This window comes from Mycobacterium sp. NGS29, assembly GCF_059812965.1.
Window position 1 is genome coordinate 23491 of record NZ_JCALDR010000014.1, and the last position, 20574, is coordinate 44064.

Annotated in this window: 24 protein-coding genes and 1 pseudogene; 14 read left to right on the forward strand and 11 right to left on the reverse strand. The window is 67.6% G+C overall.

From position 1 onward, the window contains the following. Window positions 1-26: 26 nt before the first annotated feature. Together AC5Y5Z_RS18375 and AC5Y5Z_RS18380 are read right to left on the reverse strand one after the other, a co-directional pair. On the reverse strand, window positions 27-566 hold the full coding sequence (locus AC5Y5Z_RS18375; RefSeq protein ID WP_463826777.1) for a phenolic acid decarboxylase: 540 nt from the start codon (window positions 564-566) through the stop codon (window positions 27-29). Window positions 567-655: 89 nt separating this feature from the next. Then, window positions 656-907 (reverse strand): hypothetical protein, encoded by a 252-nt coding sequence (locus AC5Y5Z_RS18380; RefSeq protein WP_463826776.1) that lies wholly within the window; start codon window positions 905-907, stop codon window positions 656-658. 218 nt (window positions 908-1125) lie between these two features. On the opposite strand from AC5Y5Z_RS18380, the gene AC5Y5Z_RS18385 reads away from it, so the two are divergent. Next, window positions 1126-2274, forward strand: a complete 1149-nt coding sequence (locus tag AC5Y5Z_RS18385; protein ID WP_463826775.1) for a thiolase family protein — start codon at window positions 1126-1128, stop codon at window positions 2272-2274. Next, on the forward strand, window positions 2271-3062 hold the full coding sequence (locus AC5Y5Z_RS18390; RefSeq protein ID WP_499926773.1) for a crotonase/enoyl-CoA hydratase family protein: 792 nt from the start codon (window positions 2271-2273) through the stop codon (window positions 3060-3062). The genes AC5Y5Z_RS18385 and AC5Y5Z_RS18390 overlap by 4 nt, the downstream gene beginning before the upstream one ends. Before the next feature lie 188 nt (window positions 3063-3250). On the opposite strand, the gene AC5Y5Z_RS18395 is transcribed toward AC5Y5Z_RS18390, so the two are convergent. Together AC5Y5Z_RS18395 and AC5Y5Z_RS18400 are read right to left on the reverse strand one after the other, a co-directional pair. Continuing rightward, entirely contained in the window at window positions 3251-4267 is a 1017-nt protein-coding gene (locus AC5Y5Z_RS18395; RefSeq protein WP_499926774.1) for an NAD(P)/FAD-dependent oxidoreductase, read from the reverse strand. After that, window positions 4264-4764, reverse strand: a complete 501-nt coding sequence (locus tag AC5Y5Z_RS18400) for an isoprenylcysteine carboxyl methyltransferase family protein (RefSeq protein WP_463826772.1) — start codon at window positions 4762-4764, stop codon at window positions 4264-4266. Before AC5Y5Z_RS18400 ends, AC5Y5Z_RS18395 begins: the two co-directional genes overlap by 4 nt. A gap of 289 nt (window positions 4765-5053) precedes the next feature. Between AC5Y5Z_RS18400 and AC5Y5Z_RS18405 the strand changes: the two genes are divergently transcribed. Together AC5Y5Z_RS18405 and AC5Y5Z_RS18410 are read left to right on the forward strand one after the other, a co-directional pair. Continuing rightward, window positions 5054-6214 (forward strand): NAD(P)H-binding protein, encoded by a 1161-nt coding sequence (locus tag AC5Y5Z_RS18405; protein ID WP_499926776.1) that lies wholly within the window; start codon window positions 5054-5056, stop codon window positions 6212-6214. Beyond that, a complete protein-coding gene (locus AC5Y5Z_RS18410) occupies window positions 6211-6942 on the forward strand; it encodes a CPBP family intramembrane glutamic endopeptidase (protein ID WP_463826770.1) in 732 nt (243 codons plus the stop codon). The genes AC5Y5Z_RS18405 and AC5Y5Z_RS18410 overlap by 4 nt, the downstream gene beginning before the upstream one ends. Here the strand turns inward: AC5Y5Z_RS18410 and AC5Y5Z_RS18415 are convergent. Both AC5Y5Z_RS18415 and AC5Y5Z_RS18420 read right to left on the reverse strand, forming a co-directional pair. After that, window positions 6905-8299, reverse strand: coding sequence for a DUF2867 domain-containing protein (locus tag AC5Y5Z_RS18415; protein WP_499926778.1), 1395 nt, complete (start codon window positions 8297-8299; stop codon window positions 6905-6907). The two genes, AC5Y5Z_RS18410 and AC5Y5Z_RS18415, sit on opposite strands and share 38 nt — an antisense overlap. A gap of 45 nt (window positions 8300-8344) precedes the next feature. Then, window positions 8345-9157 (reverse strand): enoyl-CoA hydratase, encoded by an 813-nt coding sequence (locus AC5Y5Z_RS18420; RefSeq protein WP_499926780.1) that lies wholly within the window; start codon window positions 9155-9157, stop codon window positions 8345-8347. 102 nt (window positions 9158-9259) lie between these two features. Between AC5Y5Z_RS18420 and AC5Y5Z_RS18425 the strand changes: the two genes are divergently transcribed. Together AC5Y5Z_RS18425 and AC5Y5Z_RS18430 are read left to right on the forward strand one after the other, a co-directional pair. Next, complete coding sequence (locus AC5Y5Z_RS18425) at window positions 9260-10339, forward strand: CaiB/BaiF CoA transferase family protein (protein ID WP_499926782.1); 1080 nt, start codon at window positions 9260-9262, stop codon at window positions 10337-10339. A 47-nt stretch (window positions 10340-10386) separates the two neighbouring features. Beyond that, on the forward strand, window positions 10387-11139 hold the full coding sequence (locus tag AC5Y5Z_RS18430; protein WP_463826766.1) for a 3-hydroxyacyl-CoA dehydrogenase: 753 nt from the start codon (window positions 10387-10389) through the stop codon (window positions 11137-11139). 249 nt (window positions 11140-11388) lie between these two features. On the opposite strand, the gene AC5Y5Z_RS18435 is transcribed toward AC5Y5Z_RS18430, so the two are convergent. Further along, window positions 11389-11520 (reverse strand): hypothetical protein, encoded by a 132-nt coding sequence (locus tag AC5Y5Z_RS18435; RefSeq protein ID WP_463826765.1) that lies wholly within the window; start codon window positions 11518-11520, stop codon window positions 11389-11391. Window positions 11521-11777: 257 nt separating this feature from the next. On the opposite strand from AC5Y5Z_RS18435, the gene AC5Y5Z_RS18440 reads away from it, so the two are divergent. Genes AC5Y5Z_RS18440 through AC5Y5Z_RS18450 form a run of 3 tightly spaced genes read left to right on the forward strand, consistent with a single transcriptional unit; the run spans window position 11778 to window position 15461 of the window. Beyond that, window positions 11778-14138 carry an MMPL family transporter gene (locus AC5Y5Z_RS18440; protein WP_499926783.1) on the forward strand — a complete coding sequence of 787 codons (2361 nt, stop codon included), beginning with the start codon at window positions 11778-11780 and terminating at the stop codon, window positions 14136-14138. After that, complete coding sequence (locus AC5Y5Z_RS18445; RefSeq protein WP_499926785.1) at window positions 14131-14832, forward strand: TetR/AcrR family transcriptional regulator; 702 nt, start codon at window positions 14131-14133, stop codon at window positions 14830-14832. Before AC5Y5Z_RS18440 ends, AC5Y5Z_RS18445 begins: the two co-directional genes overlap by 8 nt. Next, the gene (locus AC5Y5Z_RS18450; RefSeq protein WP_463826762.1) at window positions 14829-15461 is read left to right on the forward strand and encodes a class I SAM-dependent methyltransferase; all 633 of its coding nucleotides are present in this window, start codon (window positions 14829-14831) and stop codon (window positions 15459-15461) included. Before AC5Y5Z_RS18445 ends, AC5Y5Z_RS18450 begins: the two co-directional genes overlap by 4 nt. 75 nt (window positions 15462-15536) lie before the next feature. Here AC5Y5Z_RS18450 and AC5Y5Z_RS18455 read toward each other — a convergent pair. Beyond that, window positions 15537-16393, reverse strand: a pseudogene (locus AC5Y5Z_RS18455) (endonuclease domain-containing protein). A 179-nt stretch (window positions 16394-16572) separates the two neighbouring features. After that, window positions 16573-17286, reverse strand: a complete 714-nt coding sequence (locus AC5Y5Z_RS18460) for an NAD-dependent deacylase (protein WP_499926787.1) — start codon at window positions 17284-17286, stop codon at window positions 16573-16575. Between the two features lie 37 nt (window positions 17287-17323). Between AC5Y5Z_RS18460 and AC5Y5Z_RS18465 the strand changes: the two genes are divergently transcribed. After that, window positions 17324-17689 (forward strand): Rv1152 family transcriptional regulator, encoded by a 366-nt coding sequence (locus tag AC5Y5Z_RS18465; RefSeq protein ID WP_463826759.1) that lies wholly within the window; start codon window positions 17324-17326, stop codon window positions 17687-17689. On the opposite strand, the gene AC5Y5Z_RS18470 is transcribed toward AC5Y5Z_RS18465, so the two are convergent. Together AC5Y5Z_RS18470 and AC5Y5Z_RS18475 are read right to left on the reverse strand one after the other, a co-directional pair. Next, a complete protein-coding gene (locus AC5Y5Z_RS18470) occupies window positions 17667-18506 on the reverse strand; it encodes a class I SAM-dependent methyltransferase (RefSeq protein ID WP_499926789.1) in 840 nt (279 codons plus the stop codon). The two genes, AC5Y5Z_RS18465 and AC5Y5Z_RS18470, sit on opposite strands and share 23 nt — an antisense overlap. After that, a complete protein-coding gene (locus tag AC5Y5Z_RS18475; RefSeq protein WP_499926791.1) occupies window positions 18503-19018 on the reverse strand; it encodes a DUF1697 domain-containing protein in 516 nt (171 codons plus the stop codon). Before AC5Y5Z_RS18475 ends, AC5Y5Z_RS18470 begins: the two co-directional genes overlap by 4 nt. 42 nt (window positions 19019-19060) lie before the next feature. Between AC5Y5Z_RS18475 and AC5Y5Z_RS18480 the strand changes: the two genes are divergently transcribed. The 4 genes from AC5Y5Z_RS18480 to AC5Y5Z_RS18495 all read left to right on the forward strand — a co-directional run bounded on the left by AC5Y5Z_RS18480 (window position 19061) and on the right by AC5Y5Z_RS18495 (window position 20542). Further along, the gene (locus AC5Y5Z_RS18480; RefSeq protein ID WP_463826756.1) at window positions 19061-19504 is read left to right on the forward strand and encodes a PPOX class F420-dependent oxidoreductase; all 444 of its coding nucleotides are present in this window, start codon (window positions 19061-19063) and stop codon (window positions 19502-19504) included. Between the two features lie 10 nt (window positions 19505-19514). Beyond that, on the forward strand, window positions 19515-19688 hold the full coding sequence (locus tag AC5Y5Z_RS18485) for a DUF5302 domain-containing protein (protein ID WP_463826755.1): 174 nt from the start codon (window positions 19515-19517) through the stop codon (window positions 19686-19688). 117 nt (window positions 19689-19805) lie between these two features. Further along, window positions 19806-20399 carry an HhH-GPD-type base excision DNA repair protein gene (locus tag AC5Y5Z_RS18490; RefSeq protein ID WP_499926794.1) on the forward strand — a complete coding sequence of 198 codons (594 nt, stop codon included), beginning with the start codon at window positions 19806-19808 and terminating at the stop codon, window positions 20397-20399. Further along, on the forward strand, window positions 20396-20542 hold the full coding sequence (locus AC5Y5Z_RS18495) for a hypothetical protein (protein ID WP_063892814.1): 147 nt from the start codon (window positions 20396-20398) through the stop codon (window positions 20540-20542). Before AC5Y5Z_RS18490 ends, AC5Y5Z_RS18495 begins: the two co-directional genes overlap by 4 nt. Window positions 20543-20574 lie beyond the last annotated feature (32 nt).

Here is a 20574-nt window from a genome sequence, read left to right on the forward strand (position 1 = left end):
GACCGGCTCACCCGATCCGTATCGAATCAACGGTCCGAGGCGTGCGGGACGTCGGTGCGGTCTGCCCAGCCTTGCGGGAGTTCGGCGGGCGCCCGGTCAATCACTGACTCGTCGTCAGTACCGACCTGCTCGAACAGGGTGATGTAGGCGAATTCGGGTACGACGAAGATCGGGTAGGTCGGTCCTTGATCGCGGTACGCGTGCATCTCGTCGAGATGGTCATTCTGGTAACACACCGTGCGTTCGCCGTGTTGACGGATCCACTGCGGGAAGAAGATGACGCCGTGCAGTCGCCGCTTGCCGGGCATGACGTTGACGGCCACGCTGGTGCCGGTGGGTTCGGTCCACGAGATCTTGAAGCTGTCGGAGTCCAGTTGCACCAGGTCGACCTGTTGGCCTTTGACCCAGCGGCCACCGACGTGTCCGGTGTGGATCCGGTAGTCGATGGTGTGCTGATTCTTCACGTACATCTCGTACTGCCAACCGTTGGCGTAGGTGTAGATGAACCGGCAGCCCAGGATTCCGGAAAGGTCCTGCGCGGGAACAGGATTGGCCACGGATGGCATGGTGGGACTCCGTTTCGTCGAGGGCGCGTCAGGTCTGGACCGACACGCCCCGAATCTACCGCCGCCCAGCCCGAGTCCAGGACGGACCGCTACTCGGCCGGCAGCGGCCGTTTCAACGTGCACACGATGCTCCACTCCAGCAGGCGGTCCCCGCCCTTGTCGTAGTCCTTGAAGTGATGGGCCACCTGGGTGCGTTGCACCGAGGAGCCGACGATCTCCCATCCCTGCGCACCCAGCGCGTTCGCGGCGTGCCGTGCCTCTTCGATCACCGCTTCCAGCGACTCATTTTTATGCGAGATGAACGAGCTTTCCCACCGGGACACGGGTGCGGGAGTGGTCATGTGGCGGCACCCTACTTCGCCGGCCCTGCACGAAGTGAACGAAACGTGACCGACGCTCAACGCGCGGACGAAGACCTGGTCTCGTCGACCGCCGGCCTACTGTGCGCTCATCGGCGTGACCGTCGTCACCAACACCCGCTAAACCCACCCCGCCACCGGACCGTGCAGCGTGCTGGTCGACAATCGAAGAAATAACACGTGTCAAAGGAGACATCCCCATGGCTGAAGCAGTCATCGTCGAAGCAGTACGTTCCCCGGTCGGCAAGCGCAACGGCGGGTTGTCCGGGGTGCACCCGGCCGAACTGTCCGCGCAGGTCCTCAACGGTCTGGTCAACAAGGCAGGCCTGGACCCCGAACTGGTTGACGACGTCATCTGGGGCTGCGTCATGCAGGCCGGCGAGCAGGCCCTCGATATCGGCCGGACCGCTCTGCTGACCGCGGGCTGGCCGGAGACCGTGCCGGGGGTGACCGTGGACCGCCAGTGCGGATCGAGCCAGCAGTCGGTGCACTTCGCCGCGGCCGGCGTGGTGGCCGGCCACTACGACGTGGTGGTCGCCGGCGGTGTCGAGTCGATGTCGCGCACCCCGATGGGTGCCTCGCTGGCCAACGGCGGACGTCCCTACCCCGAGGGATTCCTGGGCCGCTACAACGGTCAGATCCCCAACCAGGGCATCGGCGCGGAGATGATCGCCGAGCAGTGGGGACTGTCGCGGCAGACCCTCGACCAGTTCTCTCTCGACTCACACGAAAAGGCTGCGGCCGCACAGGATTCCGGTGCCTTCGACGACCAGATCGTGGGCATCAAGGACAGTGAGGGGAACGTCGTCCTCAAAGACGAGGGCATTCGCCGCGGCACCCCGATGGAGAAGATGGCGTCACTGAAGCCGGCCTTCAAAGAGGACGGCGTCATCCACGCCGGCAACTCCTCGCAGATCTCCGACGGTTCGGCGGCCCTGCTGTTCATGTCCGCCGAGAAGGCCAAGGAACTGGGCATGAAGCCGATCGCCAGGGTGCACACCGCCACGCTGGCCGGTGCCGACCCGGTGATCATGCTGACCGCGCCCATCCCGGCCACCCAGAAGGTGCTCAAGCGCTCCGGGTTGTCCATCGGCGACATCGGCGCATACGAGGTCAACGAGGCGTTCGCGCCGGTACCGCTGGCCTGGCTGAAGGACATCGGGGCCGACGAGACCAAGCTCAACCCCAACGGCGGCGCGATCGCGCTGGGCCACCCGCTGGGCGGCTCCGGCGCCCGGATCATGACCACGCTGCTATATCACATGCGGGACAACGGGATTCGTTACGGACTGCAGACGATGTGTGAGGGCGGCGGGCAGGCCAACGCCACGATCCTCGAGCTGCTGTGACGGACGTGCCGGGCGCTCTCACCGAGCGCCGCGGCAATGTCCTGATCATCACGATCAACCGGCCCGAGGCGCGAAACGCGATCAACGCCTCGGTCAGCATTGCCGTCGGTGACGCGCTGGAGCAGGCACAGCACAATCCCGCGGTGCGGGCGGTGGTGATCACCGGGGCGGGGGACAAGTCGTTCTGCGCCGGTGCAGATCTCAAGGCCATCGCGCGTCGGGAAAACCTGTACCACCCCGATCACCCGGAATACGGCTTTGCCGGCTACGTCCACCATTTCATCGACAAGCCGACCATCGCCGCGGTCAACGGCACAGCGCTCGGTGGTGGCACCGAGTTGGCGCTGGCCAGTGACCTGGTGGTGGCCGACGAGCGCGCCCAGTTCGGGCTGCCCGAGGTCAAGCGCGGGCTGATCGCCGCGGCGGGCGGGGTGTTCCGGATCATGGACCACCTGCCGCGCAAGGTGGCGATGGAACTGCTGATGACCGGGGAGCCGCTGAGCGCGGCGGATGCATTGCGGTGGGGTCTGATCAACGAGGTGGTCGGCGAAGGTTCGGTGTTGGACGCGGCGCTGGCGCTGGCCGGGCGCGTCACCGCCAATGCGCCGCTATCGGTGCAGGCCAGCAAACGCATCGCCTACGGCGTGGACGACGGGGTCATCACCGGGGACGAACCCGGCTGGGACCGCACCGTGCGGGAGATGAAGACGCTGATCCGCTCCGAGGACGCCAAGGAAGGGCCGTTGGCGTTCGCGGAGAAACGGGAGCCGGTTTGGCAGGCGCGCTAGGGGCGGGCAGATCCTGATCAGTTGCACTCGGGAAGTATGCGGAAGTCCCGGCATTGATTGTGACATTAGGGCATTGCGAGTGAGTCCAGGGTGGGATTTCGTCGATTTTTCCACCGTAGTTGCACCGGCAATGCCAAGATTTCAGGTGCGATAGAGAAGCGCAGAGACCACGCATCGGGGACCGGCGCTCAGGATGCCAATGTGTTGACGCCCCAACGGAATAACGGCGGAACCAGCGTGCAGGCCGGCACGATCGCGCGTCGGGCCGGCCACGGTGTGCTGGCCAGCACCAGACCCCGGGTGAGCCAGCGGTAATCGCGGGTGACGCGGTGCCAGGCGCGTTCGTAGGAGGCCGGTGCGTCCTCGACGATCGCGCGTACCGCCTCGGCGGCCTGCTTGACCGCCAGGCTGATGCCCTCGCCGGTCAGCGCGTCCTCGTAGCCGGCAGCGTCGCCGACCAGCAACACCCGCCCGGACACCCGCCGCGACACCACCTGCCGCAGCGGCCCGCACCCCCGGGCCGGTCCGCGCACGGCATCGCGCAGGCGCGGGGCCAACGTCGGGAACCAGTCGATGTCGGGCCGCTGCCGGGACAGGATGGCCACTCCGACCAGATCCGGTTCCACCGGCGTGACGTAGGCCTCACCCCACCGCGACCAGTGCACCTCGACGAACTCCGACCAGGGCGCCACCCGGTAATGCCAGCGCAGGCCATGGCGGCGCGGGGTGCCCGTCGTCGCCGCGATGCCGACGGCGCGGCGCACCGCTGAATGCAGCCCGTCGGCGCCGACCAGCCACTTGGCGCGCACCCCGGCGGCGCTCACCCCGTGTGCGTCCTGCTGCACAGAGCTGACCTTTGTCCGAATCCATTCGGCGTCTTGCTCTTTGGCGCGCGCCGCCAGCGAGGCGTGCAGTGTGGTGCGACGCACCCCGCGCCCCGGACCGGTGCGGAAATGCGCTTCCGCGCGGCGGCGCTCGGTGACGTAGGCGATGCCGTGGAACGGCAGGCCGGCCGGGTCGACGCCCAGCGAGGTCAATTCGGCCAGGCCGCCGGGCATCAAGCCCTCGCCGCACGCCTTGTCGATCGGGCCCTCCCGCGGTTCGGCCACGATCACCGAAAGCCCCTGCGCCCGTGCGTGTAACGCGGTGGCCAGACCGCCCGGACCGCCGCCCACGACCAGCAGATCCGCGTCGTAGCCTGTCACGTGTAACCCAGGGCCGCGTTCTCGACCCGCACCCGGACCACCAGCAGGGCGGCATTGACCAGCGTGAAACACAACGCGGTCAACCACGCGGTGTGCACCAGCGGCAGCGCGACTCCTTCGGCGACAACGGCAACGTAATTCGGGTGATTCATCAACCGGTACGGGCCGCGCTTCACCAGCTGCGCATGCGGCAGCACGATCACCCGGGTGTTCCAGCGTTTGCCCAGCGACTTGATGCACCACCAGCGCAGACCCTGGCACAGCGCCACCACCACCACCATCGGCCAGCCGAGCCACGGGATGAACGGCCGGTGCAGCGCCCACGGTTCGACCAGGCAGCCGATCAGCAGCGCGGTGTGCACGGCCACCATGACCAGGTAGTGGCCGCGACCGAATTCCTTGGCGCCCTGGACGAAAGACCACTTCGCGTTGCGCTGCGAAACCAGCAGTTCGGCAAGGCGTTCCAGCACGACCGCCAGGATCAGCAGTTGATACACGGCTCTACCATCGCTTCACCAGGCCGGGCACCGATTCCGGGTCGACGGGCGATGCCGCCGCCACTGTCGTCCCGATCGAATGCCACCAAGCTATCTTTGCGCTGCCTGGTCCGGGAACCTAACTCGGCCCCCGGTATCGACTGGGTGATCAGGGTCACGATGCCGGGCCGGTCCGGGTCCAGACGACGTCCTGACCTGCGTCGATTTGCGACGGCTCGTGGCGGGGTACGTAACAACGGGGACTTTCGGGGCGACGAGATCGCCGACATTCGACGGATAGGTAGACAACATGCGGATTCTGGTGACCGGAGCCACCGGATATGTGGGCTCGCGCCTGATCACGGCGTTGCTGGCTGAGGGGCACGAGGTGCTGGCGGCCACCCGGAATCCGGAACGGCTCAAGCAGTTCGGCTGGTTCGAGCAGGTCATTCCGGTCAAGCTGGACGCCAGTGACCCCGCGGCAGCGCGCGCCGCCTTCGTCAGCGGTACCGAAGCGTCCGGCGTCATCGACGCGGTGTACTACCTGATCCACGGAATCGGACAGGCCAACTTCCGGGACGCCGACAACATCTCGGCCGCCAACGTAGCCGCCGCGGCCAAGGAGGCGGGCGTACGCCGCATCATCTACCTGGGTGGGTTCGTGCCTGAGGACGAGGCGCTGTCGGAACACCTCAGTAGCCGTGCGGAGGTGGCCGCGGCCCTGATGGTCGACGGCGGGCCGGAGTTGGTGTGGTTGGGTGCCGCGATGATCATCGGCGCGGGTTCCACGTCGTTCGAGATCCTGCGCTACGTCGCCGACCGGTTTCCGTTCCTGCCGCTGCCGGCGTGGATGTACAACCCGATGGACCCCATCTCCATCCGCGACGTGCTGCACTATCTGGTCGCCGCGGCCGACCCGGCGCAGGTGCCGGCCGGCGCCTACGACATCGCCGGCCCGGAGACCACGTCCTACCGCGAAATGCTGAAGAAGTACGCCCGTATCTCGGGTCGCTGGCACGCCGGTGTGCGGATACCCGGTGTCGACACCTCGGTGGCGTCGTTGTTCACCGCGGTGGCGTTGCCGGTACCCAAGGGCCTGGCCGGCGACCTGGTCGAGTCGCTGGATCACCCGATGCGAGCCTCGGCCAGCGTGCTCAGCGACCACGTCCCCGACCCGCCCGGCGGTCTGCTGTCCGCCGACCAGGCGATCGCGCTGGCGCTCTCCGGCCACACCTTCGCCCCGCCGCGCCCGGTCAACGCGCTGGCCGATCCACATCACCTCGCCGACACAGATCCGGTGTGGGCAGGCGGCGACGCGTTTCGCATCCGGCAGTTGGCCGGGTCGGTGACACCGCCGCTGGTGCGGCCTACGCTGCGTTTGGTGAACAGCGTTCCCGGCCCGCTAGCCGGTGCGCTGCGCACCTACCTGGACATCCTGCTCGCCCTGACCCCGAAGGTCCGCCCTGCATGACACAGACCGCCCAAGCCGCCTGTCCGCGCCGCGCCTCCGCGTTCGAAGAGTTCCGCAACGCGATCTTTAAAGTGGCGGTGCCGCACCACGAGCCGCCCGCCGTCGTGTTGCGACGGCGGATCGTTGTCGGCATCACGTTGGTCGCCGGTGCGGTGGTGCTCGGGTTTTCGCTGCGCAGCAAGCCCGGCGACCCGGCCTTCTATTGGCTGACGCTGACGCTGGCCGCGGTCTGGTTCGCCGGCGCCTTCGTCTCCGGCCCGCTGCATCTGGGCGGGATCTGTTGGCGCGGACGCAACCAGCGCCCGGTGATCACCGGCACGTCGGTGGGGCTGCTGCTCGGCGGCGCCTTCGTGGTGGGCGCGCTGATCGTCCGCGAGATAACTCCGGTGGCCGCCCTGATCACCCGGGTGCTGCAGTATGCCAACCAGGGGTCGTTCCTGCTGGTTGTGCTGATCACCCTGGTCAACGGGGTGGCGGAGGAAACGTTCTTCCGCGGCGCGCTCTACACCGCGCTGGGCCGGCACCATCCGCTGGTGATCTCGACCGTGCTGTACGTGCTGGCCACCATGGCCGCCGGAAACTTCATGCTGGGCTTCGCCGGGATCATCCTCGGCACGGTCAGCGCGCTGCTGCGCCGGGCCACCGGCGGCATCCTGGCCTCGATGCTGACGCACTTCTTCTGGGGTCTGATCATGGTGCTTGTACTGCCTCCCCTGTTTGGGGTTTGACGACAGTCAGGTGCCTGACCACCGTCAGGCGGCTCTGCACATCGCGCAGTAGCGCCCGCAGCGCCGCCCGGCGCGCCGGGCGCACCGCGAACCAGTAGACCCGGCCGGGAATGCCGATCGGGATGAATGCCGCGCGTTGGGTATACACGCTGCCCCTGCCGTTGCGGGGCTCGACCGTCAGTTCCAGCCAGTCCCGTCCGGGTGCGCGCCTGGTACCGCGCAACCGCACGGTGCGACCGGGTCCGCGCACCGCAACCTGCCAGCCTCGGTCGACGGCGGCGAGTTCGGCGGCGCGGCGGACGTCGTCGGGTTGCGCGGCGGTCGCCAGGGTCTGGACATCGGTGTAGGAGATCTCGCCCGCCCAGTCCGGGTCGCCGGGAAGCGGGTCGGCCGGCTCGGACGACAGCGAATCCCAGTCCGCTTCGGTCAGGCCGCGGGCGGCGCGGCCCAGCGCGAGTTCGACGGCCCGGCGGTAGCCGATCAGACCGTCGGGCGGCGGTTCGATGATGGAGTCCACGTCGGAGTTGCGCATCACCGCGTCACACTCCAGGGATTCGATCAGGGGCCGCGCCAACGTGGACGGGATCGGAGTCACGGTGCCCACCCAGAGGCTGGCGATGCCCGGCGTCAGGAACGGCAGCACGATCAGGCGCCGGGTGTGCAGGCCGGCGACTTCGGCGTAGGTGCGCATCATGTCGCCGTATTCCAGGACGTCGGGCCCACCGATGTCCCACGTCCGGGATGCCGGCACCGCCGCCGTCGCCGCTTCGACCAGGTAATGCAGCGCGTCGCGCACCGCGATCGGCTGGATCTTGTTATGCACCCACTTCGGGGTGGTCATCACCGGCAACCGGTCGGTGAGATGCCGGATCATCTCGAAGGACGCGGACCCGGATCCGATCACCACGCCGGCCTGCAGCACCACCGTCTCGATGCCGGACTCGATCAGGTGATCGCCCACCGCTTTGCGCGACTCGAGATGCGGTGACAGGTCGGCGTTCTCCGGGTGCAGGCCGCCCAGATACACGATGCGCCGGACGCCGGTGCGCTGCGCCGCGGTCACCACGTTGCGGACCGCACGGTCCTCCTCGGCGGCGAAGTCTTTCGACCCGCCCATGGAGTGGACCAGGTAGTAGACCACGTCGACGTCGTCGAACGCTTCGATCAGCGAGTCCACGTCGCTGAGGTCGCCCTTGGCCACCTCGGCCCGGTCCCGCCAGGGCACGTCCTCCAGCTTCTTCGGAGTGCGGGCCAACGCCCGCACCCGGTGGCCCTCGTCGAGCAATTTCGGAACCAGCCGGGCACCGATATATCCGGTCGCCCCGGTCACCAGGCAGCGAATTTGATCAGTCGTCACGGCAGTGATTCGGAGCCGACAGCGGCGTGGACGGGTCGGTGATCGCTAGGAATCGCTGAAGTTGGCGGAGCGGCGCTCCTGGAAAGCCCGGGTGCCCTCTTTGAAATCGGGCGCCTGCAGCAGGCCGGACTGCCCCTGAAATTCCCGCTCCAGGGCGGCGTCCAGTTCGGTCAGCGTCGCTGCGTTGATCGCCGTCTTGGTTTTGGCGAACGCCACCGCCGGGCCTTCGACCAACCGGGTGATCACCTTGTTTACTTCGGCGTCGAACTGCTCGGCCGGATAGACCTCCGTCACCAACCCCCACTGCAGTGCCTCGGCGGCGCTCAACCGCTCGGGCAACAGTGCCATCCGCATCGCGCGCACCCGGCCGATCGCGGCCGCGATCAGGGCCGACGCGCCGCCGTCGGGCATCAACCCGATCTTGGTGAACGCCAGCATGAAAAACGCCTGCTCCGAAGCCAACACGACGTCGCAGGACAGTGCGATGGACACGCCGACGCCGGCCGCCGGGCCCTGCACGACGGCTACCACCGGGTGCGGCAGCGTGGTGATGGCCCGGATCAGCCGGTTGATCTCCAGGATGATCTCGTCCGGGGGCACCCCACCGCTGCCGGACATGTCGTCGGCGCTGATCCCGGCGCCGGAGCTGAAACCGCGCCCCGCGCCGCCCAGTCGCACCACCCGGACCGCCGGATCGGTGGCGGCGGACTCCATGGCGTCGGCCAGGCCGGTGATCACCGGGGTGACCAGCGAGTTGAGGCTGTCCGGCCGGTTGATGGTCACCGACAGCACGCCGTCGGTCAGCTGGACGTCGAGGCCGTCGACGGGCGCAAGGGTGGCGATTGCAGATGCGGGCATGAGGCCCAGATTAAGTGACCGGGCTGCATCGCCGTCGACCGCGGCTGCGAATATGTGATCAACCGGTTGTTAGGCAACGAAGCTGACGAAGGGTCGGACACCATGGCGGGACCACTGCACGGATTGCGCGTCGTCGAGCTGGCCGGCATCGGCCCGGGCCCACACGCCTCGATGATCCTGGGCGACCTCGGTGCCGACGTAGTACGGATCAACCGCCCATCGGCGCACCCCGCTGGCGCCGTCAAAGACACCACGAATCGCAACCGGCGGATCGTCGCCGCCGACCTGAAGTCTGACGAAGGGCGCGAGCTGGTGCTCAAGCTCGTCGCGAAAGCCGATGTGCTAATCGAGGGCTACCGGCCGGGCGTCACCGAACGACTGGGTCTGGGACCCGAAGACTGCGCCAAGGTCAACGAGCGGTTGATCTACGCTCGGATGACCGGCTGGGGACAGACCGGCCCGCGCAGCCAGCAAGCCGGTCACGACATCAACTACATCTCGCTCAACGGCATCCTGCATTCGATCGGCAGGGCGGGCGAGCGGCCGGTACCCCCGTTGAACCTGGTCGGCGACTTCGGTGGGGGCTCGATGTTCTGCCTACTGGGCATTTTGTCGGCGCTGTTCGAACGACAGACCTCCGGCCAGGGTCAGGTGGTGGACGTCGCCATGATCGACGGGTCCAGCGTGCTGATCCAGATGATGTGGCAGATGCGCACGTCGGGCATGTGGACCGATACGCGCGGCACCAACATGCTCGACGGCGGGGCGCCTTACTACGACACCTACGAGTGCGCCGACGGCCGCTACGTCGCGGTGGGTTCCATCGAGCCGCAGTTCTATGCGGCGCTGCTGGCCGGGCTCGGCCTGGACGCCGCCGATTTGCCCGACCAGAACGACGTCTCGCGCTGGCCGGAGCTGCGCGCAGTGCTGACCCGGACGTTTGCCGCCCACGACCGCGACCACTGGGCCAAGGTGTTCGCCGACTCCGACGCCTGCGTGACTCCGATCCTGGCGTTCGGTGAGGTCGAGACCGAGCCGCACATCACCGAACGCAACACCTTCTACGAGGTGAATGGCGGTCTGCAGCCGATGCCGGCGCCACGGTTCTCCCGGACCCCGGCGGACACCCCACGCCAGGCCGAGCTGGGGGACGTCGAAGCGGTGCTGCGGGACTGGGTATAGTCCCAACCAACCAGTAGGTAGGGAAGCGGGACGGGAAGGACATACACGTGGAGATCAGGGACGCCGTCGCAGTCGTCACCGGTGGGGCATCGGGTCTGGGCCTGGCCACCACGAAGCGGTTGCTGGACGCCGGCGCGCAGGTGGTGGTGCTGGACCTGCGCGGTGAGGACGCGGTCAGCGCTCTGGGCGATCGCGCCCGCTTCGTCGCGGCCGATGTCACCGACGAATCCGCCGTCAGCGCCGCGCTGGACGTCGCCGAATCGCTCGGCACGCTGCGCATCAACGTCAACTGCGCCGGCATCGGCAATGCCATCAAGACGCTGTCCAAGGACGGACCGTTTCCGCTGGACGCGTTCAAGAAGGTGGTCGGGGTCAACCTGATCGGCACGTTCAACGTGTTGCGGCTGTCCGCAGAGCGCATCGCCAAGGCCGAACCCATCGGAGAGGAGCGGGGCGTCATCATCAACACCGCCTCGGTCGCCGCGTTCGAGGGCCAGATCGGCCAAGCCGCGTACTCCGCGTCCAAGGGCGGTGTGGTCGGCATGACCCTGCCGATCGCACGCGACCTGTCGCGGGAGCTGATCCGGGTGGTCACCATCGCGCCGGGTTTGTTCAAGACGCCGCTGCTGGGGTCGCTGCCCGAGGAGGCGCAGCAATCGCTGGGCAAGCAGGTGCCGCACCCGGCCCGGTTAGGCGACCCGGACGAGTACGGTGCGCTGGCCGTGCACATCGTGGAGAACCCGATGCTCAACGGCGAGGTCATCCGGCTCGACGGTGCGATCCGGATGGCGCCGCGGTAGCCCATTCCGCGTCCGTAGCCGCGAGGCTGTAGTGAGGGCGTAGGTTTTCGCGCTATGGCGGCCTGCGTTCAGGCTCGGCGCCACCCGTTCAGGCTCGGCGCACCGGCCCCACCCCCAGGCACGAAAAAGCCCCCCGCGCTATGCGGGGGGCTCACTTCGGGAACCGCGGTTGCTCGCCTATCGGCGGAACCAGCGGGACGCGGTCGGTTCGGCCATCAGCAGCCGTGCTATGACGCCCATACTCTCACCTCAGCTCGCGGTCGGGAGGGGTTGCCACTCTTCGAACTGCTCCGAGGTCTCGCCCTCGACAAGCATGTCGCCGTGGTAGAGGGCCTCGAAGTCAGCTTTGATGACATCGGCACTGGTGTCGTCGATCCACATGACACTGAGCGTAAGGGCGTGGATTAAGGGATCTTTGAGTCACGATTCGGAAAATGGTGGCAATTCTTACCCACGGGTAGGTTCGCCACGGCCGCGCGAGGATACCCACTACGGCACCCGATGAACCGTCGGATAGCTGCAGTCGTCGCTGGCGCCGAGTCCTATTTGACACTCGTAAGTTAACGTTGCTAAGTTTTCGCGGAGTATAGTGCGGGGTCCGGGCGGGGTGGCTTACGCAGCCACGGAGGGACATCGACATGCTCCAGGGAATCGCCCGGCTGGCCATCGCGGCACCACGACGCATCATCGGCATCGCCGTCCTGGTTTTCATCGCCGCGGCGATCTTCGGCATCCCGGTCGCAAACAGTCTGTCGCCGGGCGGCTTTCAGGACCCGAACTCCGAGTCCGCGCGCGCTATCGCGGTGCTCACCGACAAGTTCGGGCAGAGTGGCCAGCAGATGCTGATCCTGGTCACCGCCCCCGGCGGGGCTGACAGCGAGCAGGCTCGCAAGGTCGGCACGGAGATCGTCGACGAACTCAAACAATCTCCGCTGGTGTACAACGCCACGTCGCCGTGGACCGCGCCGCCCGCCGCCGCGACCGAACTGGTCAGCAAGGACGGTCGGGCAGGACTGATCGTCGTCAACCTCAAAGGCGGGGAGAACGACGCGCAGAAGAACGCCCAGACCCTCGCCGACCGCATCGTGCACGATCGCGACGGCGTCAAGGTCGAGGCCGGCGGTTCGGCGATGGAATACGCACAGATCAACAAACAGAACCAGGCCGACCTGCTGGTCATGGAGATGATCGCGATTCCGTTCAGCTTCCTGGTGCTGGTCTGGGTGTTCGGCGGACTGCTGACCGCGGCGCTGCCGATGGCCCTCGGCGCGCTGGCCGTGGTGGGGTCGATGTCGGTGCTGCGGCTGGTCACCTTCGCCACCGAGGTGTCGATCTTCGCGCTCAACCTGAGTACCGCGTTGGGCCTGGCCCTGGCGATCGACTACACGCTGTTGATCATCAGCCGATACCGCGACGAACTCGCCGACGGGTGCGACAGCGAGCAGGCGTTGATCCGCACGATGGCCACCTCCGGCCGGACCGTGATCTTCTCGGCGGTCACGGTGGCGCTGTCGATGGCGGCGACCGTGCTGTTTCCCATGTACTTCCTCAAATCCTTCGCCTACGCGGGCGTTGCGACCGTGGCCTTCGTGGCGACCGCCTCGATCGTGGTCACCCCCGCCGCCATCGTGCTGATGGGTTCGCGCATCGACGCACTCGACGTGCGACGGCTGTTGCGCCGCGTTTTCCGTCGCCCCGAACCGGTGCATAAGCCGGTCGAGCAGCTGTTCTGGTACCGGTCCAGCAAGCTGGTGATGCGCCGCTGGCTGCCACTCGGCGGCGCGGTGGTGGCATTGCTGCTGCTGCTCGGGTTGCCGTTCTTCTCGGTGAAGTGGGGTTTTCCCGACGACCGGGTATTGCCGACGTCGGCGTCGTCGCATCAGGTCGGCGACCAGTTGCGCACCAACTTCGCGCGTGATTCGGCCACCGCGGTGCCGATCGTCGTGCCCGATGCCCGCGGCCTGAATCCCGACGACCTGAGCGCCTACGCCGCGGCGCTGTCCCAGGTTCCCGACGTGGCGGCGGTAGCGGCCCCGACCGGTTCCTTCGTGGCAGGTAAACCCGCCGGCCCGCCCGGCGGCGCCACCGGGATGTCCGGCGGCAGCGCCTTGCTGACCGTGAGCAGCACCGCGCCGCTGTTCTCGCAGGCCTCCGACACCCAACTCAAACGGCTGCACCAGGTGGCCGGTCCGGGCGACCGGGTGGTCGAGATGGCCGGCGTCGCACAGGTCAACCGCGACAGCGTCGACGCGGTGACCGATCGCCTGCCGTTGGTACTCGGCCTGATGGCCGGGGTCACGGTCGTGCTGCTGTTCCTGCTCACCGGCAGCGTGGTGCTCCCGGTGAAAGCCCTGGTGTTGAACATGCTGTCGTTGACCGCGGCGTTCGGCGCGCTGGTGTGGATCTTCCAGGACGGTCATCTCGGCGCGCTCGGGACGACCCCCAGCGGCACCCTGGTCGCGAACATGCCGGTGCTGTTGTTCTGTATCGCGTTCGGACTCTCGATGGACTACGAGGTGTTCCTGGTATCCCGGATCCGCGAATACTGGCTGGCGTCCGGGGCGGCCAGACCGGCCACACCGACCCCCGCCGAGGCGCACGCCGCCAATGACGAGAGTGTGGCACGCGGGGTGGCCCGCACCGGCCGGGTGATCACCGCGGCGGCGCTGGTCATGTCGATGTCGTTCGCGGCGCTGATTGCCGCCCACGTGTCGTTCATGCGGATGTTCGGTCTGGGCTTGACGCTCGCCGTGATCGCCGACGCCACCCTGGTGCGAATGGTCCTGGTGCCGGCCTTCATGCATGTGATGGGCCGCTGGAACTGGTGGGCCCCCAAGCCGTTGGTGTGGCTGCACGAGCGGTTCGGGATCAGCGAAGGCGGTGCCGCCGAGCAGACCGGTGTCGCTCGGGACGCAGCGGTCGCGGACGCCGGCCCGGCCGCGGCTCAGCCCGGCAACAACGGCCGCGAGATCCATGCCTCGGTGACCCGCAATGGTTGACGTGGCGGGGGGCGGACTGCGCCGCCGGCGCGCTCCCCGCGGGCTGGGGGATCGGCTGCGCCACGAAATCCTGGCTGCGGCCACCGATCTGCTGCTCGAAACCGGCCAGGCCCGGGCGGTCTCAATCCGCTCGGTGGCCGAGCGGGTGGGCGTCACGTCGCCGTCGATCTACCTGCATTTCAAGGACAAGGACGCACTGCTGGACGCGGTGTGCGCGCACTACCTGGACCGGCTCGACGACGAGATGGCGCATGCCGTCGTCGGGCAGCCATCCGCCGTCGAGGTGCTGCGGGCGCAAGGGCGGGCCTACGTGCGGTTCGCGCTGCACACCCCGGAGCTGTACCGGTTGGCCACCATGGGTGAGTGGCGCTCGGGCAGCAACGTCGATATGGCGTTGGACAGCGCGGCGTTCAGGCACCTGCGCGCGTCGGTGCAGACGTTGATGGACGAGGGCGTGTACCGGGCCGACGATCCGACCGTGATCACGCTGGAGATGTGGGCCGCGATGCACGGGCTGGCGGCGATCCTGATCGCCAAGCCGCATCTGCCGTTCGGTGACATCGACGCATTCGCCGACCGGGTGCTGGCCACGGTGCTGTGCGGGCATCTGGTGGCCGGGATCGTCGGCGCGGGTGCCAGCCCCCAGCAGTCGGCGGAGTGGGTGCTGGGACACCGTGCGCGGGAGCGGTCATGACGGCCGCGAAGGTGCAGAACCCGTTTTTCGCCCGGGTGTGGCCGGTGTTCGCCGCCCACGAAGCCGAAGCGGTGCGCGCGTTGCGTCGGGAGAATCTGGCCGGGCTTTCGGGCCGGGTGCTGGAAGTCGGCGCCGGCTGCGGCACGAATTTCGCCTACTATCCCGACACCGTGACCCAGGTGGTCGCCGCCGAACCCGAGCCACGGCTGGTGGCCAGGGCCCGGGCGGCGGCTGCGGATGCACCGGTCTCGGTGCTCGTCACCGATCAGACGGCCGAGGACCTCGACGACGGGCAGACGTTCGACGCGGTCGTCTGCTCGCTGGTGTTGTGCTCGGTGCACGATCAGACCGGCGTGCTGCGCCGGCTGCATTCGTTGCTGCGGCCCGGTGGGGAGCTGCGGTTCCTGGAGCACATCGCCAGTACCGGCGGCCGGGGTCGACTGCAGCGGGTCGCCGACGCGACCCTCTGGCCGAAGCTGTTCGGAAACTGTCACACCCACCGCGATACCGAGCAGGCGATCGTCGACGCCGGGTTCGAGGTGTACACGTCGCGCCGGGAGTGGACGCTGCCGGCCTGGGCGCCGCTGCCGGTCTCGGAGTTGGCGTTGGGCCGGGCGCGGCGGGCCTGACTCATTGCGCCGAGCCTGTCGTGAGGCCGTGTTTTCGGACCCACGGACGGCCTGGGTACCGGGTCGGCGTCACCATTACAGGCTCGCCGCCCGATAGTTCAGCGCATCGCGCACTCGCGCGACGATCTGGTTCGGACTATCGGTCACTGTCACCCGAACGACGATCCAGCCGAGCCGCTCCAACGCTTCGCGCCGATGGTTGTCTCTGGTGTACTGCCAACGATCGACGCGATGATGTTCCCCGTCGTATTCAACGGCGACCATCAGGTGCTGCCAACCCATGTCGAGGTAGTACAGCTGCCCCGGGTCGGTGGTCACCGGTATCTGGGTAGTGGGACGGGGCAGGCCTGCCCGGAGTAGCAACAACCGCAGCGCGGTCTCTCGGGGCGATTGCGCACCGGCATCCACCAGCTGCATCGCCGCTTCCAGTTGCCTCAGTCCGCGGGCGCCGCGGTGCTGTTGCGCTATGCGTCAACGTCCTCGACGGTGACGGCGGTGGCCCGCAGCAGCGCATCCAGCTGAGCTACCGCCGTGCCGAGTGGCTTGCGTCGACCGATGTCGAATGCGGTGCGTCGCGGCGTCGTGACAGCGAGCCCGGCAACCACCGAGTGGTCTTGGGACCTAAGGTGCACGTCGTAGGTGCGGATACCACGTGGTGGTCGGGTGTTTCGCCAGATCAATTCGATCGGCGATTGCTGGTCCACCCATCGCGAGCCGTGCCAGGCTGCAGCACTCAGCCCGGCCACTACGCCTCGGCGGAGCGACCACAACCATGCCGCCTCGGTACGCTGCCGCAGCGTCAACACTGCATCACGCTCGACGTAGACGTCGGGCAGCACCGCGCGATACCGAGACCGCAGTTGACACCGCCGCAGCCGGCCGGAGGCTATCGCTTCGCTGCCGATGAAGGGGGAGGATTCCGAGTTCGTCATCACGGCAGGATCACGCCTTCGAAGGATGGTGCCTGACCGAATGAGCCCGGCGAACGCGCTGCTGTGCACCAACCTGGATCTGTGCGCAGCCGAGCCTGAAGTGAGGGCGCTATCCCGGCCCAGCCGACGGCCTGAGTACAGGGTCGGCGCCTCCAGTGCAGGTTCGACGCGCCCAGGCTCTAGTTCAGCAGCGCCGGGAGGCGTTCCAGCAGCCCGGGCAGCGCCGTACTCGCCGACTCACGCAGGCTCAGGGTGGCGCTGCTGCTCAACGGTGTGGGCTCGGGGTTGACCTCGATGACCGGGGTGCCGCGCGATAAGGCCAGCTCGGGCAAGCCGGCGGCCGGGTAGACGATGGACGAGGTGCCGACGACCACCACCACGTCGGCGTTCTCGGTCGCCTCCATCGCGTGCCGCCACGGCCCCTGTGGCAGCGCCTCACCGAACCAGACGATGTCGGGCCGGATCAGCCCCCCGCAGTGGCACACCGGCGGCTCCACTTCGATCGCGGCTTCGGTCATCACCGGCAGCTGCTGCTCATACCGTGAACCACAACGCGCACAACGAAATTCGAAGAGACTGCCGTGCAGGTGGTGCACCCGGGCGCTACCGGCGCGCTCGTGCAGGTCGTCGACGTTCTGGGTGACGACGGTGACGTCGGCATGGTTCTGCCACTCCGCGATCGCCCGGTGACCGTCGTTGGGCTGGACGCCACCCACCAGGTAGTGGCGCCACAGATACCAGCCCCACACCCGCTCGGGATTACGTTCCCAGCCCTGCACGCTGGACAATTCGTACGGATCGAAGCGGGCCCACAAACCGTTCTTGTCGTCCCGGAACGTCGGCACCCCGCTCTCCGCGGAAATGCCCGCGCCGCTCAGCACCGCCACTCGCATCCCACAAACATAGCTGCGCGTGGGCAATACTGGGACTGTGGAACTGCGCGATTTGCTGAGGGTCGACGTCAAGGCGGGCAAGCCCCTGTTCGACCAGCTCAGAACCCAGGTGATCGACGGGGTCAGGGCCGGTTCGCTGCCGCCGGGCACCCGGCTGCCGACCGTGCGCGAGCTGGCCGGCCAGCTCGGCGTGGCGGCCAACACCGTGGCCCGCGCCTACCGCGAACTCGAGTCCGCGGCCGTCGTCGAAACGCGCGGGCGGTTCGGCACTTTCATCTCCCGGTTCGATCCGACCGACGCCGCGATGGCCGCCGCCGCCAAAGAGTACGTCGACGTGGCCCACGCCCTGGGGCTGACCAAGAACGACGCGATGCGCTACCTCACGAACGTCCCGGACGACTGAACTCCAGCAGAGTGATGTTGGGCCGCAACGAGTCCAACAGGCCCACCCGGTAGACCGTCGACATGGCGGCATTGAGCACCCGGCCGCGCCCGGGTGGCAGCTTCACGTCATGTACCGCGCTCACCCCCGGCACCGTGTTGACCAGGTCGGCGGCCTGCGCCACCGACAGGCTGAACGGCATCTCCGGAACCTTGTAGCGCAACGACGTCCGCAGGCCCACCCGGGTGAACAGGCTGAACCAGCGCGGCGGCACATCGAAGATCAGCTGACCGCCGGGGAACCGCTTGGCGCATTCGGTGATCAGTTCCATCGACTGCTCGGGTTGCAGATACATCAGCAACCCCTCAGCGGTGACGAACACCCCGTCGGTGGGGTCCACCGCGTCCATCCAGCTGTAGTCCAACGCCGACTGAGCCAGCGCCGACATCCGCGGCGTCGCCGGCAGCAGCTGCCGTCGGATATCCACGATCGGCGCTAAATCGACCGTGAGCCAACGGAATTGACTGTCAGGCAGAGCGGCTTGCAGCCGCCAGAAGCTGGTCTGTAGACCCTCGGCCAGCGCTACCACGGTGGCCGAGGGGTGGGTACTGAGATACTCCTGGGCCGCTCTGTCGAAGGCCCGCGCCCGCAGCGCGATGTCCTGGCCGGTGCGGCCGAACTTGGCAAAGTCGAAGTCGATGGAATCCGCCAGGGTCACCGCCATCGGGTCCTCGATGATGGCGTCGGGGCGGCGCGCTTCGCCGGCTCTGGCGTTCAGGGTCAGCAGCGCCGTTTCCGAGACACCGGTGAGCGTCACCTGGTGCGGCTGCTGGCTCACCTGAGCACCTTGCCCAGGGTGCGCAGATTACGGCTGGTGGTCGACGACTTGTAGCGCTTCTGGCCCATGGTCGCGCCGATGGTGCTGTCCAGGGTGCTGCCTTTGGGCACCTGCCAGTAGATGACGCCGTCGCCGCGGCTGATCTGCTCCTTCGGGACGGGCTCGAGGTCGGCGAGTTCGTCGAGGATGTCGGCGTCGCTGACGAACGTGACGTAGGACTGGTACCCGTCGCGCTCGCGTTCGAAGGGGTACGCCTCGTCGATGGCGCGCACGGTGTCGATGTCGTACGCGAGCACCCACGCCTCGTACCCGAACCTCTCGCGCAGGGCGGCCTCAGCCTTCTCACGCACGGCGGCGACCCCGGCCGACGACTCCAGCAGGATGTTGCCGCTGGCCAGGATGGTTCGCACGTTCTCGAACCCGGCTTCGGTCAGGGTCGCGGCCACGTCGGCCATCTTGAGATTGACGCCGCCGACGTTGACGCCCCGCAAGAATGCCGCGTACTTGGTCATGGCTCAATTTCACCAGGCCGGTATCGGACGTAGGCTTTCGGCATGGGGCGTCAAGTCTTCGACGACAAGCTGCTTGCCGTGATCAGTTGCAATTCGATTGGGGTGCTGGCCACCATCAAACGCGACGGGCGTCCCCAGCTGTCCAACGTGCAGTACCACTTCGACCCGCGGCAGCTGCTGCTGCAGGTCTCGGTCACCGAGCCGCGGGCCAAGACGCGCAACCTGCGTCGCGATCCGCGCGCCTCGCTGTTGGTCGACGCCGACGACGGCTGGTCCTACGCCGTCGCAGAGGGCGTCGCCGAACTCACCCCGCCGGCCGCCGCGCCCGACGACGCCACGGTCGAGGCGTTGATCAGCTTGTACCGCAACATCGCCGGTGAACACCCGGACTGGGACGAATACCGCGAAACTATGGTCACCGACCGGCGGGTGCTGCTGACGTTGCCGATCTCGCACGTGTACGGGATGCCGCCCGGCAAGCGATAGGCTGCCGAGCATGGCTGAATCGCAATCCCCGGAGGACGAGACCAAGCGCAAGTTTCGGGAAGCCTTGGAACGCAAGTCCGCGAAGTCGGCGGGGGGATCTGACCATAAGGATGGCAGCGGTAAGCAGGCACGGGCGCACGGTGCCGTCGGCAATCGTCGGGAATTCCGCCGCAAGAGCGGCTAGTCAGGCTCCGCGAAAGCTGTTGTCCGACCAAGATGGTCCTGGTGCACTCACGGCGGGGTCGACGTCGGATCGCGGTCAGCCTGTGGTGTTGCGCCCGTGCAGTTCTAGACTGAGCTCGTGCCGAAGCTGCAGCTTGCCCAGGAGCCGGCCGCCGACGGCCTGCTGAGCGAGAATCCCTTCGCGTTGCTCGTCGGCATGTTGCTCGATCAGCAGATTCCGCTGGAGGTCGCCTTCGCCGGCCCCAAGAAGATCGCCGACCGGATGGGTGGCCTCGACGCCGCCGAGATCGCCGACTACGACCCAGACAAGTTCGCCGCGCTGTGCTCGGAAAAGCCTGCGATACACCGGTTTCCGGGTTCGATGGCAAAGCGGATCCAGACGTTGGCGCAGATCATCGTGGACCGCTACGACGGTGACGCGGCAGCGGTGTGGCAAGCCGGGGACCCCGACGGCAAGGAACTGTTGAAGCGCCTGAAGGCGCTGCCCGGTTTCGGCGAGCAGAAGGCGCGGATCTTTCTGGCGTTGCTCGGCAAGCAGTACGGCGTGACGCCGACGGGTTGGCGGGCTGCAGCGGGCGAGTACGGCAAGGCCGGCAGCCATCTGTCGGTCGCCGACATCGTCGACGCCGAGTCGCTCGGCCGGGTGCGGTCGTACAAGAAGCAGATGAAAGCTGCGGCCAAAGAGAACGCAACAGGAAAGGCGGCCAAGTGAAGACGCACATTACGTGTCCGTGCGGTGAAGCCATCGTCGGCAAGGACGAGGACGAGCTGGTGGAGTTGACCCAGGCTCACCTGGCCAGCGTGCACCCGGGGCTGGACTACGACCGCGACGCGATCTTGTTCATGGCCTACTAGCTGCAGGTCCCCGCGCCGCCTGGCGAAGGCGG